This is a genomic window from Flectobacillus major DSM 103 (assembly GCF_000427405.1).
Lineage (GTDB): Bacteria > Bacteroidota > Bacteroidia > Cytophagales > Spirosomataceae > Flectobacillus > Flectobacillus major.
Window position 1 is genome coordinate 2,583,972 of the sequence record NZ_KE386491.1, and the last position, 15,700, is coordinate 2,599,671.

The following is a 15,700-nucleotide window of genomic DNA, read 5'->3' on the forward strand; positions in this document are numbered from 1 at the left end:
GCTGATTTATAGCAATTTAGATACTTAAAAAAGTCCTTAATCTGGCAAATTACTGGATAATTCAAAAGAGTTTAGTTTTTCAGCAGACAAAATACACATAAAACGGTCGCTGAAAAACTTAGTTTAATAAATTTATACTGATAAAGGTATAATACAGAAGCTCAAACAGCCTTTACTGCTTTTGTACTATACCTTTTCCTTTATTTCTAGCCATAAGAGAAAGATAATAGCGATACAGAAAATCGTACAGAAGTAGTTCGTGCAAGCGTTGGCTATCGGGCATCAAACGATTGACAGTCATGTGAATCACATCGCTGAGATATTTATGCAATTCTGCTGGATTTTTTTGGCTTTTTACCTTCAACAGAATACCCTTGGTTTGTTGCGATTTTGTTACTAAACTGTATAATAAAGGAGCTAAAACATGATTTTGGGCAGCATCGCTCGCCAAGATTCCCTCCAACGCTTTTCGGTTATCTCTAAAACGTTGGTCTAGCTGTAATTTCATATTTTTATCAACCCGAAACTCTCTTGCAAAACTATTTTTCATCTGCTCCATAATTTGCAATTTCTGAGCCAGTTCTATTTCAATATCGTTCAGCAAATAGTCAATGGCTTTTAGCCCCCACAACCACCGTAATTCGTCACGTTCTGCTTTTTGTGTTTGGGCAATAAACGCTACAACGGCTTGGCTATCGTACCAAAATAACTGTTCGCTGAGTTCCATAACATTTTCGCCATAACGTTCTATCTCACGTTGATAGGTATCAATTTGTATTTTAGCCAGAATCTTCTGATTTTCAAAATAGTGTAAAGTTTCTTTCAACCGCAATATTACTGCACCAAGATGCTGTAAATCTGGCAAATGGAGTCTCAACCGAATATGCTTGTCGGGGTCGGCATAGCGTATAAAAAACCAACTATCTATCTTTTTTTCAGCCAAAAGCTCGGCCATCAAGGGAGCAACAGCCTCTGCCAAAATAGTATCGGCCGACTGCACTCCGCCATATAGTTTAAAATACAGCCACTCACTTCCTAATGAAAAAGTTCTTGGCAAAAAGGTTGGAGGGGTTATATTTTGTACTATTCCCTGATAATGCTCTTTTTCTTTTTGTAAAAAAGCTACTATCTGATTGGTATATCGCTGACTTTCTGTGTCCTGAATAGGCATAGTATTCTCATCAAATATTGCCTCTTTTAGCGTAATAAAAGGGCGGTTTTTGATAGTATCAAGCCACGTATGTACACTTAAAGGTACGTTGGTACACACCAACAATTCGTTATCGGCATCCGACAGTACAAATCGTTTGGGCAAACGCCATTTTTGCCAAAAGGTTTCTAAGTCTTCTGCTGATACAGAATCCTGTAATAGATGTTCAAAATCAGCTCGTTTGAACTGCCATGAGGCGGGTTCTAAAATCAGTTTTTTATAGCAAATTCTAGGAAAAAACTGAGCATCGGGACATACATTTTTCCACGAAATACCAACCGAATGGGTCAGTTTCTGTGATTGTAAATCTCCTAAAAACTCATAAACGGGTACAGCATTACTTTTAAAATTATGAGCATTGCTAAGCCTTGGAATAATTTCTTTATTGTGCTTTTTCGAGCGTAAAATTACTTTTTGCGTATGAATATCTACCGAAACCATCAGGTCGTCGAGTGGAATTTGCTGTTCTTTGGACAAAGATGATTTTGATAAATAAGGAATTTCGTAAGCTCGAAAAGCAGGATGTAATAGGATATTCCCTACCCTATTTTCGGGTAAATGTACAATTTCAGCAAAAATCACCTTAGGGTTTTGGGTTTGCTCAAATTGGGCTATTTCTTTCGCCAAAGTTTCTATTTCGGCATGGGCATGAGCAAAACGACCTATAATATTGATAGCACTCGAACCTCCAACGTTTTCTAAGAAAATAGGAAACTGTTCATTACCAGTTAAACGAAACATTACGGGCAACGATGGTGCCATTTCGGGTTTTGCTTGCCCAAAAGCTTTTATTTCGTTTTCGTCTAAAACTACCTGATATTCGTCATTCCGATATGCCTTGAGCCACTGCCTAAAAAGGTATTTTTGGAAAGGTGTATGGCTCAGAATAGTAGTATCGTTGCTTAGTGGTGGGCTATTCAAGCCTTCTACAATGGGGGTTCTATGGTTTTTTCCTGTATTGCCATAACCAATTCCTGCTTCGGTGTCTAATGCCAACAACAGGGGAACTTCCTGATTTTCAAACCTTTCATAAAATTTATCAATAAACTGTTGTAGCGTCGTATTTTCTTGTGGAGCTTGTAGGGAGTACAAAACATCGATGCCCTCCATCAATTCATCCTGATAGCTTTTTGATAAAGACTTTGTCGAAAAATGACTAATACGGTCGGTTTGAAAAAGTTTTCCTTCATCGAATGGCACATTGAGCAGTTGTATCAATGCTACAATCTCTTGGTACACCGCTACCGAATTGGTTCGACGCTGGTCGATACTCACCAATAGTTCGTCTATTTTTTCGAGAATACCTATAATACCATCAAGCTTATTTTCATGATTAATACGTTTGAGTATTGGCAAAATCTGAGCGGTAAACTCTTCGCCCGTAATAGCAGGCTCAAGCTCGCTTACCAACAATTGACTCTCTATAAGCCCTTCTATAAACCCCAATGCCTCCTCTAGGGTAATATCGTCGGCAATAAGAGCATTGGCCAAATCGTGTACACTAGCCCCATTTTGACAATTATTTACCACAAAATCAATATATTCCGAATTGGTAATAGCACTAATCTGATGATGCCTTTTACCTTGAATGTATTTGTATTCAACATAGCGAATCTCGTCGCCTAGCATATATTTGCTAGAGTTGGGAAAATACCGAAGCTGATATTTGATAAAAGGTATGTCGGCCAACTGCTGCGACAATGCCCCAGCAAAGTGCATATCTAAACGGGTATGCCGCTCAAAACTTGTAGACAAAGCCAATGCCGTGCCGCTATTCCACTCGGCTATACCACAGCCTGCAAACAAACCAAAAGGCGTACACCTCGACTGCATTCGGCTATAGTATTTAGCTAGAGAAAAGGCTACTTTTTGTTGTTTTTTAGTATCGGTAATAGCTCCGTTTTTCCAATGAATGGCCTCGGCAAATAGTACAGGCGATGCTAAGTAAATAGCCTCAGCAAAATGAGGATTATCGAGTAAAGCTAAAAGAAAAGATTCGTCAAAAAAATCGGCGTAGTGAAAAGCGGGCGTTCGTACAATTAATTGGCGATGGAATTGATAGATAGATTTCATCAAAAATAAGTGGGCTTAAATATCTTGCTTGCAATTTAGGGATAATCGACGAAAAATAAAGATACTTTGAGCTTATTATTCGATGAAGCTGTAGAGCTCCCCATTTTCAAGCCAAAAACTATTGAAACTTCCTATAGATTTTATGGATTTCTTTTAACTCTCTCCAACAAGCTTTTGCGATTTTTTAACTATTTCACAAAAAAGAGGACATATTCTGCTGCTAACAATACTTGCAATTTTATTTGTTATTGGCAATAGTATTCTAAAGCCTACAGGGTATTCAATAAAATACAAATATTTGAAAATCAGATAATTGCATATATTTTTAAAAATAAATCATTTTTTTCTTGCAAAAATATACCGATTGGTATATTTTTGTATCATCAATCTAATACAGCCATGAGTAAAGCCGAGAAAACAAGACAATTCATTATTGAAAAAACTGCTCCTATTTTTAATACCAAAGGAGTTGCAGGTACTTCGATTCAGGACATGATAGAGGCTACAGGACTTACCAAAGGGAGTATTTATGGTAATTTCAAGAATAAAGACGAAGTTGCTATAGCTGTTTTTCAATATCATTTACAAAAAATGCGGAGTGTTATTGACAGTGCTATTGATAGTAAAGCCAATTCAAGAGAAAAGCTTTTGTGTTATCCAGATATTTACGCCCAGTTTTTGTACAATAGCCTTCCAGATGGCGGTTGTGCCATTTTGAATACCGCCGTAGAAGCCGACGATACACACCCTTTACTCAAAGAATACGCCAATAATGCAGTGATGAGTTGGAAAGAAAAAATAATCAATATTATTGAAAATGGCATAGCCACAGGCGAACTAAAAGAATCAAATCATGCCGAAGCTATTGCTTTACAAATCATTGCTACAATCGAAGGAGCAATTATGGTGACAAAACTTACAGGAAAATCTAATTATCATCAATCTTTGATGGACACCCTACGCCAAACAATTAATCAATTATAAATTTTTTTTAACCAAAAATATACCAATCGGTATATAAAAACAAAAAAACAACTATCATGAAAACATCACAAAACACAATTTTGATTACAGGCGGCGGCTCAGGTATTGGATTTGAAATGGCAAAATTATTTTCACAACAAGGTAACCAAGTAATTTTGACTGGTCGTACCGAACAAAAACTTCAAAAAGCCGCCAGTGAAATTCCTAATAGCTCGTATATTGTTGCCGACGTTACCGACGAAGCCTCTGTTGCTGCATTGGTAAGTACCATTGAGCAAGAATATCCAAGCCTAAATGTGCTAATCAACAATGCTGGTGCGGCATCCTATTATAGCTTAACTAGCCCAGCCGTAAATGCCTACAGCAAAGCCAAAGACGAAATAGAAACCAACTATTTATCTATTATCCGATTAACCGAAGCATTATTGCCCTTACTTCAATCCCAAACCCAATCGGCCATTGTGAATGTATCATCGGTGGTGTCGTTTGCTCCTGCCAAGGCTATACCCACTTATTCGGCTAGTAAGGCAGCATTGCACTCGTACACATATTTGCTTAGAGAAGAGTTAAAAAATTCGTCGGTAAAGGTTTTTGAAATTATGCCTCCGTTAGTCAATACCGACTTTGCCAAAGAAATTGGTGGCGAAAATGGCATCCCTCCACTTGAAGTAGCCGAAGCTTTGGCAGAAGGCCTAACCAATGACCAATTTGAAATTCGTGTAGCCGTTACAGCACAATTGTACCAGCTTTTTTTACAATCACCAGATACTGCATTTAAGGCTCTTAATGCCATAGAATAATCCTATTTCAATTAGGATACATGAACAAAGAAACATTATTATGAAACGTGTTGTAATTACAGGCTTGGGGGTAATATCACCCCTTGGCAATAATATTGACACTTTTTGGGAAAATATCCTTGCTGGCAAAAGCGGAATTGTACCAATCAGTAAATTTGATGCAACAAAATTTAAAACCCAAATTGCCGCAGAAGTTCAGGACTTTGACGCTAGTTTGTATATCGACAAAAAAGAAGTACGAAAATACGACTTATTTACCCAATATGCCATAGCCGCTAGCGAACAGGCCATTATAGATGCTAGGTTAGATTTTAGGAATATGGCCGAATACGAACTCGCAGACGTAGGGGTAATTTGGGCTACAGGTAATGGAGGAATACAGACTTTTGAAGAGCAGTTAAAAGATTTTTATGCAGGCGATGGTACGCCTCGTTTCAATCCTTACTTTATTCCCAAAATGATTGTCGATATTGCGGCAGGTGTTATTTCTATTCGTAATGGACTACTTGGGCCTAATTATTGTACTGTATCGGCGTGTGCTTCTTCTAATACAGCAATTATCAATGCTTTCGACACTATTCGTTTGGGGAAAGCCCAAGTTATGATTGCGGGAGGCTCTGAAGCCGCCATTACACCAGCTACTATTGGTGGCTTTGGAGCATCGCAAGCTTTGTCAAAAAACAATACTACTTCAGCCTCAAAACCATTCGACAAAGACCGTAGCGGTTTTGTAGCGGGCGAGGGTGCTGGTGCATTAATTTTGGAAGAATTAGAACACGCTCAGCAACGTGGTGCTACTATCTATGCCGAAATTGTTGGGGGTGGATTGGCCGCCGATGCGTATCATCTTACAGGAACTTCGCCCAATGGATTAGGAGCGTCTATTGGTATGCAAAAAGCCCTTAAAGAAGCTCAAATTCAGCCTGAACAGATAGATTATATAAATGCTCATGCTACCTCTACAGGTATTGGTGACCTAAGCGAATTACATGCTATCAAATCGGTTTTTCAAGAACACCCAGTGTATATTTCGGCGACAAAGTCGATGACTGGGCATTTATTGGGAGCTGCAGGTGGTATTGAAAGTATTATCTGTGTACTGTCGATAAAAAATGATATTATTCCTGCCACTATTCATACTACTACCCTCGATGAACACGTACCCGAGGGCTTAAACTTAGTTTTGGGACAACCTATTCATACGCCTGTTCGGTACGCTATGAATAACTCTTTTGGATTTGGTGGTCATACAGCAACCAGTATTTTCAAAAAATGGTAAATAAAAGTTCCTAAAATAAGGGTACAAAGCCATGCGATATTTATAACATGGCATTTGTACCCTTATTTATTTAATATTGAAGTATCTTAGTTCTTTTTACTAGCTAGACAAAAACGTTACAAACATCCACTAAATAATCTTTTTTATCCATTCAAAATACTTAAATGGCACATATTTTAGCGGCAAATCTATCCACGTGGGCGTACTTACAACCGCTCTTGGATTACTAAACACTACAAAACTACCAAAGCCATGATACTTGCCCATGCCACTGTTGCCAACGCCACCAAAAGGCAAATGATGATTGGTAATGTGCATCAGGGTATCGTTGATACAAGTGCCTCCTGAGGTAGTTTTTAGCAATACCTCTTTGGCGTTTTTATTTTCTCCAAAATAATACAATGCCAATGGTTTTTCATGTTTGTTGATATAGCTAATAGCCTCGTCAATTTGTTCAAACGACAATACGGGCAATATAGGCCCAAAGATTTCTTCCTGCATAATCGAACAATCTGGCTCTATATTATCAATAATAGTAGGAGCAATAAATCGCTCGTTGGTATCTACTTCGCCACCTGTATGTATAGTTCCTTGACGCAATAGCGTCATCAATCTATTCATAGCTCTGTCGTTGACAATACGAGGATAAAAACGACTTTCCTTGATATTGTCGCCATACATCTGCCTGATATTCAAGGCTATTTTATGAAGCAATTCATCTTTAATAGACTGATGAGCCAGCAAATAATCAGGAGCAATACAGGTTTGACCTGCATTGATTAATTTACCCCAAGCAATACGTTTGGCAGCAATATCGATATTGGCACTGGCATCTACAATACAAGGGCTTTTGCCACCCAACTCCAAAACAACAGGTGTTAAATACTCGGCTGCGGCTTTAAGCACAATTTTCCCTACAAACGAACTCCCCGTAAAGAAGATAAGGTCGAAATGCTGAGCCAACAAAATGGTATTGGTTTGTTGCTCACCTTGTACAAGGCTGATATATTGTTCATCAAAACATTTCTTAATCATTTCTTCCATTACCTTGCCAATAACTGGGGCATCGGGCGATGGCTTGAGAATACAACAACAACCTGATGAAATAGCTCCTACCAATGGATTCATAACCAATTGAAAAGGATAATTCCAAGGTGCTATAATCAGAGCGACCCCCAAAGGCTCATATACAATTTTACTGGACGAGGGCAACAAATGAATAGGCGTTGGTACACGTTGAGGCTTGACCCATTGTTTCAACTTTTTGATATGATAGTCTATTTCGCCTATTACAATACTAATTTCTGTCAAATAGGCCTCTTCTGGCGATTTATGCAAATCTAACCATAGGGCTTTTTCTATCTTTTCCTGATATTCAACAATTACTTGTTTAAGTTTTTGTAATTGTGCCAACCTAAAATCGATATGCTTGGTTTGATGGGTAGCAAAATATGCCTTTTGCTTTGCTAAAAGTGCCACAATTGTTGCTTCGTTGGTAGTTTCCATTTCTTATACTGGGTTACTTTTTATGACCTTTGAAATGTTCCATTGTTTTATAAATATGCAACACACTTCCCATAATCCAATCGAATACCCTGATAGACAGTACTCCCTGAGCCATTCGGGTCAGCCTATAGATATATCCAGGAATAGTTACCATTATTTTATCTTTCTCGATGGCTTTGATAATGGTAAGTGCGGCGGCCTCTGGCTCAAGAATAGGAATGCTGGATTGTACCCCATCAAACATCCCTGTGTTGATATAGTAAGGCATAATCGTAGTTACTTTGACATTCTTATCAAGTTGTTGCATTTCAAGGCGTAGGCTATCCGACCAGCCAATTACCGACCATTTACTGGCGGCATAAACAGACATTTTAGGATTGGAAATAAGCCCTCCCGAAGAGGCAATATTACAAATATGTCCTGAGTTTTGTAGCATCATATCTTCCAAAAACTCGTTGGTAATAAGCATAGGAGCATTGGCATTTATTTCCATGGTTTTCAGTATGTCGTTGGGATTGTGTTCATGAAAAAACTTTCCTACCACAATCCCCGCATTGTTGATTAATACGTCAACCAGCCCAACTTGCTGTTTTACTTTCCGAGCCGCTTGGTGTATCTGTAGAATATCCGAAACATCAACTTTGTAGCCCCAGATAGTTCCTTTGGCCGAAAACTCGGCGAGTGTCTCGTCGATTTTCTCCTGATTCATATCCCAAATAATAACGATTGCTTTACGCTCTAATAGCAACCGAGTCATGATTTTACCGATACCATTTGCCCCACCTGTTACTAGGGCTATTTTGCCTGCTAATGTTGCCATACATTTCTATTGATTGATAGCGAAAGCTATGCACTTAAAAAATACCCTACAATAACATTTGTTAATAGTTTTGAGCTATTTGTCTGTATTTTTCAACCTACTCAAATGTACAGGCGTTATATTCAGATATGAGGCAATATAATGCTGAGGCACACGCCTAAAAATATCAGGAAATATTCGGGTAAGATTGTTATACCGCTCAAGGGGTGTTTGGGTATAAATCGACTGGATTTTGTTGCTTAGCAAAAAGAAATAATTTTCGGCAAGGATTCTCCCTAGTTTTTCACCATATCGCAAATGCTGATAACCCCACAATATCATGTCGAGCGACATACACACTACTTGGGTGTCTTCTAGTGCCTGAATAGAGTAGTTGGACGGGATTTGCTTCAATAGGCTTTCATAGTCGGTAGCAAAAGTATCTTTGGGGGCAAAATGGAAGGTTTTTTCTTCTCCGTTTTTGTCTATAAAATAAATACGCAACAAGCCTTTATTCACAAAAAACACTTCTTTGCAAATATTGCCCTCATGAAGAACAATCGTTTTTTTCTCAATTTCTTTCAAACGAAACATCGACGAATAGCTCGCCCATTCCTCTTCAGTGATTTCAATAAAACTTGCGATAACCGTATATATGTTCTGGTATTTATTTATCACTTTTATATTGACCTTACTAAACTGTTGACATAATTGACCTATACCAAAGTTAAACTTTATCTTGAATAAACTAAGGATAAAACCCCAATTTGCCCAAAATTTTGTTCGATACATTACGGCATTCCACAAAGCAATATTTTATATTTCCATGAATAAGAGGTTTCAGGATAATTATTGCACAATAAGTCTTTTTCTATTAGCCAGCATATTTACTATTCGGTTGTAAAAGCAATTTCACTGCTATACTTGTATCGACAAAGCCATATTTTCTGCCATGCCTCCTTCCGATTTATGTTTTATTTTTTTCACAAACAAGCCGAATAGTTCAAATTTTGATTATTTTTTCAAAAAAAACCGCTTTTAAACATCCCAGTAAAAAACTGAATGCCAAATAGATAAAGCTACTATTACCGCAAAAAAAGCTATTTAACAAAATTTTATTTCAAATAATAACGTTAAAAAATTTGCATTGTATTGCTCAAAACACTAATTTTGCACCATCAAAAAACACAGAGAGCTGGCAGAGTGGTCGATTGCGGCAGTCTTGAAAACTGTTGACTGTAACAGGTCCGGGGGTTCGAATCCCTCGCTCTCTACCAAGGTTAAAATAAATTAACCATCCCTACTTACCGAAAGCCTGTCCACAAGACAGGCTTTTTCTTTTTCCCTACGTTTATTTCTTTTCATTCATTTCATTGTGTCAAGGTGGCAGTCGAGATAGCAGTTCTAAACATGAGGTGGCAGTACATTTTTTTGTATTTGTTAATAAGCACACTTCTTCTGTTGATAACCCCTATTTTCTTCATTTATGGATAAATATTTGAAAGTACGCCAACGAACTTTTAAATATTTTACACAATGAAAAAAAACAATCAAAAAGAATGGAGATTCTTTTCTGGAAACACAAATGTTCAAACCCCTCTTTTGCAAAAATCTACCTTAGAATCACAGTGGATGGACAACGAGCAGAGCTCGGCTCTACAAATATTTTAGTCCATAACGACGACTGGGATGCTGAAAAAAAATGCGTCAAGCGTACCGACCCTCATTACACATTTAAAAATGAACAGCTTTTGAGCAAAGTCATGGACTTAACAGCCATTTACAATGACTACCTCCGAAAAAAAAAGCCATTTACAGCCCAACAAATCAAATTTGCTTATGAGAATCAAGACGAAATAACATTTATTCAGGGTTTTGATAAGTGGCTACTAGATGTTAAGTCAGACCCAAAACGATCTGTTGGAACTTATAAAACCTATAATAACGTAAGGGACAAAATATTGAAATTTCTTATACTCAAGAAAAAACACCTTATGTATCTACAAGATTTTGAATTATCCGACCTCCTTGAGTACCGAAAGTTCTTGCAGACAAATGAAAAATTTGCAGAAGCAACGGTTAGAAAACACTCCCAAACTATTAAGCAATACATAAAATGGGCAGTACTACACAAATTGTCCCCATGTGACAATCTGAATGGTTATCGTATTCCGATGGACAGGCAAAAGCCATTAGTTTATCTTACTAATGAACAGTTTGAGAAGTTACGAACCCACAAATTCAAAAACAAAGCAGCTCAGGAAGTTGCCGACGTTTTTATCGTTTATTGTAGAACAGGGTTTCATTATCAAGATTTATGCGCCATAAAAAAGGAGTACCAAAAAGCAATTGTAAAAGGAATAAACGGCAAAAACTGGATTTTCTGGGAACGTATCAAAACCAAAGTGGTAGCAAAAGTACCATTTTTCAAAGAAGTAGATGACATAATAACTAAGTATGGAGGCTGGGAGAATCTACCAATAAAATCAAATCAAAAGATGAATAGTTGGCTAAAACTCATCGCGGCCGAGCTGGACTTTCATGGAGAGCTGTCGGTAAAAGCTGGTAGAAAAACCTTAACAGACTGGTTACTCAACGTAAAAGGATGGAGTAAAGAAGCTGTCAAGGTTTTACTAGGTCTCAAATCCGACCGATCACTTGAGGCATACGGTAAAGCCGACGAGCGCCGAGTGATTTTGGAGATGGAGAGGTAGTAAAAATAGTAAAGTCCAAAGGTATAGCCCTTGGACTTTACTATTATGATTTAAACAAATATGTATATCTACTACTCCTTCTTGTATCAATGTGTACACCTTTGTACGAAAAAGTATCGATAAAATCAATCATCTTTAGAGGTGTGCTAAAGATTAAGTTACTTTCTAAAAAAAGATTACCGAATGTATCTGAAATAATACTTCTACCATAAAAGTATAATAACAAAAGTTCGTGCAAAGTCAACTGAGACTCCAATATGGCAATACTAGTTCCAAAATTATTTATTTCTTTTTCATCAACAGATTCATCGAAATGAGAACATATATAATCAAGAAATATGTCTAAATTTTTAAAATAATTTTCTAAATCCCGTCTACATCCTTTGAAAGATTTATCGGTTACTTTCAATTCATGTTTTTTTTGCCTGTATTGATATTCACAATTGTAGGTTACTGATTCTACTGAAAAATTATTAGCTTTCAATGTTATTAGTTCATTTAGTCTTTCTAGACCTTTTAAATAGGCTGTGACAATATCTGTATCTGTACTGCTAGTTCTGACTTTTAAGGTTTTATTTTCTTTATCATACGCTGAGTCTAACCCAAAAATTAGTACTGCAAAAGAAATGTTTACAATATCATCATAATTAATTTTCAAATCAATTTTTTCTTGTTGACTTGTACTTTCTAATCTTCTCACGGAAATATCAGAATTCACCTTCTCAAGTATTACCAAATAAATGAACTTGAACTCATCAAAAATATCTTGAAAACTTCTTTCAGACTCAACCTTTTGAACATTATCTCTGTAAATAGATAGTAACAGGTCAAATCTTTCATTATACTTTATCCTATTAATTTCATCAAATTGCTTGTTATTAGCTTCAACCTGTTCCATAAAAGCCCAATAAGTAAGTATAGAAGCGATTATTGAAATTATTGGCCCAAAAATTCCACCTATTGTATCTCCTGTCGTTCCAGAATCTTTAAAAGATTCATTTAACTTGAAATTATGATGAGATATTAGTACTCCCTTTTCATCAAAAGATATAATATTAAATCCATATAATAGTACTATAAAATACGCAACTGTAATAGTGACAAGGATGGTCAAAACGATGTTGAACCGATTTTTATTTTTCATAAATAAACTTTTTAGCTTTTATAAAATTATCACCTTTTTAATAAAAAAATATAGCCTTAAAAAAATTGCACTATTTTAAAATAACAATCAACATCTAATCACCTGAAAAACAAAAAGATGCTACTAAAAATAACTTAATAACTGAGGTAATATCACAATCCAAAGCCCGCCCTTTGCCGTGGTGGAAATTTCCACTTTTGGTTGTGGCGAATATCTGAAAGCTACATGAAGTCAATCTCAAAGCCCATAGGCAGGTGACCCATACCTTGGTTGCGCTTGTACGTTATGTAGTAGTCAACGGTATCCGATAGGTGCGTGGCTTGCTCCTGTGGCACGCTGGGCTTGGTCTCACTGTCCTTGTTCTTGCTATAGTCCTCATTGATAGGAGTCATCTCTATAGAACGTATCGTTGACTTAGCCCCACGTGGATTAATTCTAAGCTTATATTCATCAGGCTTTTTCTCAGAAAGAATTTCATGTATCAGAAAATGTTTTTCTTTACCCTCTAAATTAAAAGTTAGGGGATGCAAATATACCTCCCAACCAGCCTCTGAAAACACTTCAGAAAAGAGCTCAAATAATGTAAGCCATTTCCCGTCACGCATTTTGGTACCGGCTGATTTACTACCCCCATTTCTATCCCCTGTAATATACACTACCTTTTTAGGGTGCTTCTCGTACTGCTCTACTACCTTATGAGCCAAGGTCTCGGCCATGGTCATGTTGTTCTTTGGGGTCTTTACGAAGGCATCGGCTATTTCTCGTAACTCCCACCCTTCTGGCTGCCATATAGTGCAGCTCGTAAAGTGGGCATTGAAATCGACCGACAATTCCAAGGGTTTAGTGGGTTGATAATACTCCAGCTCCTCCGGGCAATGGGTATGTAAATTAAAGGCAGGATAAAACGTCTTTGGAGTTTTGCCCAGTCTGTTTCCTTCTACCTCTACATCAAACTCAATATCCGTCAAAGTCTCTTTTAAGTTGTCTATAAAATCGGGTGGTAAAAACGCCTGGTTATCCTTGGTCTTGATATGGCAGAAATAATATTTCTCAGGAAATTTTTTCGCCAATTCCTCATAGTCAAACATCCAATCCCCACTTGTACCATAAGGTGGCGACGAAAAGAAATAAAATCCCCAGTGTAAATTGGAGTGGTATTTCCCTTTATTGGCTCTGATTCTACCCTGAAGGATTTTAAGCCATTCACGTTTGAACAATAGGCCCTCATCCAACAAAACAAAATCGTCATTTCGCCCCCGGTGTATATCAGGTGTCAATTTGTAGGCACAAAGCTCCACTACAAAACCATTCGGAAAACTTATGCAGTTACTCCAGTCGTCGGGTTCTTGATAGGGTCTATCAAACGATTTGGGAGGTTCACGCCAAAGTACATATTCGCCGTGACCCGTTTCCCAATTGTAAGCTTTACAATTCCATCTATTTTCGTCACCCCACGTTGCCTTTAAGCCTGGCATCAAAGAACGTTTTGCTTGAGTAATGGTAATACAAGCAAATTGCCCTTTTGCCCTGGGCAACTCTTCTTTCATAACCATTAACAAATCCGCCAAAGTAACAGACTTTCCAGATCCAATCCCTCCTACTATACCAGCAACTTTTACCCCGTCGCTGGATAGGTTAAACATGACTGTTTCCAGAAAGTCGGCTTGCTTATCATTCACTTGGATGTTCTGTATTTGTTCCAATGAGTTCATAATTGGTGTCTTCAACTTTTGGTGTAGTACTGTAATTATTATTTACCTCAACTCTTTTGATTACGATTTTGGTTGGTCGTTTTTTCTCATCCATATTGGATTTGATTTCGTCATAAGCGCCGTCAATTTTAGCGGCTTCCTTCATAAGCTTCATATATGCGTCCCAATCAAGTTCTTGTTTAGCTTTATACGCCGCTTCACGAAATAGCTCAGCATACATAAACTTTATACCTTCCTTATTTCGTAATTGACGGAGCTCTGCAAAAGTCTCGTAGGCCATCGCCAAAATTTCCCTTGCTCTACGGTCTTGTACTTTTACAATTGGGTCATTTTTCAAGCACTGGATTACTTCAGTATCGGAGTATCCATCTTTGAGCCACCCACGGGCTACACTAATCTTTTCAAAGGTTTCTTGCTGAGTCGAGGTCAGCTCTCGACCAGTGAGCAAATGTTCCCGAAACACGCTCATTTCTTCGTAGACTTTATCCAGGTATTTATTATGCTGTCTCATATTTAAGGCGTAGTAATTCTTCTGTGATTTCTTTTTTTCTCAAGTTGCTTTTTGCTAGTTTTTCAGTCCATTCATTAAATCGGCTACTTTCGGGCTTTTCTTTCATTTTTTGCTCAAACTTCCAAATAGCAGTGTTTATCAAGCCCAGCTCATAGCGTAACTCTGCCTCTCGTTGTGGGTTAAGTTTTTGTTGTGCTTGACGCTCTTCACTAGGCAGTTTTCCAAAACGCTCGAAATAGGCTATTGTCAATCTACATTCTTTCCAGGCTGTACGTTTTTCTCTAATCTGGTCAATAATAGGCTTTACTCCATCTACGTCACTATCGTCGAAAGTGTGGAGCTTGTTAGACAAAAAAGCGGCTTCACGATGCAAACTTTCCGCCTGCATCATGAGCCGCTCTAGCTTTTCACTGCTATGATCAGTCTCGTTTGACTCTACTCCGTTTTTTTTTCTTCTTCTGTTGCTGGAGCTGGTGGCGTCACCACAGGTGCTTCAGTTTTGGAAGTACTGTTCGCTGGAGCTGCTGTCTTGGTATTGGCAGGAGCTGGCTTTTCTGTTTGCTTTTTCGGCGCTAGCTCTTTCGATTTTTCAATAGCTCTTTCATAAGCAAATTTGGCTGTTTCGTATTTCTCAAGCGACACTTCCGTTTTTTGAGCGTTATGCTCCATTTCTGCCAATTGAAAATCAGCAAATAGTCTTTCCATATTCATGTTAGTGTTTCGGGGTTAAAAGTTCTAATAAAGACGGAGTACCTTTTACTTCAGGCTCAACGTAGTTTTCGTTAAGCGCAATAAAAGAGTTTCCGTTTTCAAACAAAACAGCCGCTTCCTCATCGCTGAGGTTATCGTTGATGTATTTGGTTTGGCCCAGTACAAAAACGTGATTAGTGGCAGCGCTTTGTTTATCGGTAATTTTATATTTTTGGAGTGCCATAGATAGGAAAAGAAAAGAGTGACAATTAGAGTTT

Annotated in this window: 14 protein-coding genes and 1 tRNA gene; 5 read left to right on the plus strand and 10 right to left on the minus strand. The window is 37.7% G+C overall.

The features are described 5' to 3' along the window. Positions 1-172 precede the first annotated feature (172 nt). Positions 173-3,283: a lantibiotic dehydratase gene (locus FLEMA_RS0117680; RefSeq protein ID WP_044171616.1), complete on the minus strand. Its 3,111-nt coding sequence runs from the start codon at positions 3,281-3,283 to the stop codon at positions 173-175. Positions 3,284-3,682: 399 nt separating this feature from the next. On the opposite strand from FLEMA_RS0117680, the gene FLEMA_RS68940 reads away from it, so the two are divergent. The 3 genes from FLEMA_RS68940 to fabF are packed head-to-tail and all read left to right on the plus strand — an operon-like array spanning position 3,683 to position 6,346. Then, on the plus strand, positions 3,683-4,267 hold the full coding sequence (locus tag FLEMA_RS68940) for a TetR/AcrR family transcriptional regulator (RefSeq protein ID WP_044171619.1): 585 nt from the start codon (positions 3,683-3,685) through the stop codon (positions 4,265-4,267). A gap of 56 nt (positions 4,268-4,323) precedes the next feature. Further along, the gene (locus tag FLEMA_RS68945; protein WP_044171622.1) at positions 4,324-5,067 is read left to right on the plus strand and encodes an SDR family oxidoreductase; all 744 of its coding nucleotides are present in this window, start codon (positions 4,324-4,326) and stop codon (positions 5,065-5,067) included. Positions 5,068-5,107: 40 nt separating this feature from the next. Continuing rightward, positions 5,108-6,346 (plus strand): beta-ketoacyl-ACP synthase II, encoded by a 1,239-nt coding sequence (gene fabF / locus FLEMA_RS68950; protein ID WP_044171624.1) that lies wholly within the window; start codon positions 5,108-5,110, stop codon positions 6,344-6,346. 129 nt (positions 6,347-6,475) lie between these two features. Here fabF and FLEMA_RS0117770 read toward each other — a convergent pair whose 3' ends face one another. The 3 genes from FLEMA_RS0117770 to FLEMA_RS0117785 form a co-directional block, all read right to left on the minus strand. After that, entirely contained in the window at positions 6,476-7,852 is a 1,377-nt protein-coding gene (locus tag FLEMA_RS0117770; RefSeq protein ID WP_026995810.1) for an aldehyde dehydrogenase, read from the minus strand. Between the two features lie 13 nt (positions 7,853-7,865). Beyond that, a complete protein-coding gene (locus FLEMA_RS0117775) occupies positions 7,866-8,672 on the minus strand; it encodes an SDR family oxidoreductase (RefSeq protein ID WP_026997751.1) in 807 nt (268 codons plus the stop codon). Between the two features lie 75 nt (positions 8,673-8,747). Next, the gene (locus FLEMA_RS0117785; RefSeq protein ID WP_159102689.1) at positions 8,748-9,329 is read right to left on the minus strand and encodes a Crp/Fnr family transcriptional regulator; all 582 of its coding nucleotides are present in this window, start codon (positions 9,327-9,329) and stop codon (positions 8,748-8,750) included. Positions 9,330-9,840: 511 nt separating this feature from the next. On the opposite strand from FLEMA_RS0117785, the gene FLEMA_RS0117800 reads away from it, so the two are divergent. Continuing rightward, positions 9,841-9,928: transfer RNA gene (locus FLEMA_RS0117800), tRNA-Ser, on the plus strand. 282 nt (positions 9,929-10,210) lie between these two features. Continuing rightward, positions 10,211-11,365, plus strand: coding sequence for a phage integrase SAM-like domain-containing protein (locus tag FLEMA_RS68955; protein ID WP_044171627.1), 1,155 nt, complete (start codon positions 10,211-10,213; stop codon positions 11,363-11,365). A gap of 43 nt (positions 11,366-11,408) precedes the next feature. Here the strand turns inward: FLEMA_RS68955 and FLEMA_RS0117855 are convergent, their stop codons facing one another. The 6 genes from FLEMA_RS0117855 to FLEMA_RS0117895 form a co-directional block, all read right to left on the minus strand. Continuing rightward, the gene (locus tag FLEMA_RS0117855; RefSeq protein WP_044171630.1) at positions 11,409-12,509 is read right to left on the minus strand and encodes a hypothetical protein; all 1,101 of its coding nucleotides are present in this window, start codon (positions 12,507-12,509) and stop codon (positions 11,409-11,411) included. A 221-nt stretch (positions 12,510-12,730) separates the two neighbouring features. After that, positions 12,731-14,221 carry a terminase large subunit domain-containing protein gene (locus tag FLEMA_RS0117870; protein WP_044171633.1) on the minus strand — a complete coding sequence of 497 codons (1,491 nt, stop codon included), beginning with the start codon at positions 14,219-14,221 and terminating at the stop codon, positions 12,731-12,733. After that, positions 14,181-14,690, minus strand: coding sequence for a hypothetical protein (locus tag FLEMA_RS0117875; protein WP_229359421.1), 510 nt, complete (start codon positions 14,688-14,690; stop codon positions 14,181-14,183). The genes FLEMA_RS0117870 and FLEMA_RS0117875 overlap by 41 nt, the downstream gene beginning before the upstream one ends. Before the next feature lie 28 nt (positions 14,691-14,718). Further along, complete coding sequence (locus FLEMA_RS68960) at positions 14,719-15,123, minus strand: hypothetical protein (RefSeq protein ID WP_144080094.1); 405 nt, start codon at positions 15,121-15,123, stop codon at positions 14,719-14,721. 44 nt (positions 15,124-15,167) lie between these two features. After that, a complete protein-coding gene (locus tag FLEMA_RS0117890; protein ID WP_144080095.1) occupies positions 15,168-15,437 on the minus strand; it encodes a hypothetical protein in 270 nt (89 codons plus the stop codon). A gap of 7 nt (positions 15,438-15,444) precedes the next feature. After that, complete coding sequence (locus tag FLEMA_RS0117895) at positions 15,445-15,666, minus strand: hypothetical protein (protein ID WP_044171639.1); 222 nt, start codon at positions 15,664-15,666, stop codon at positions 15,445-15,447. Positions 15,667-15,700 lie beyond the last annotated feature (34 nt).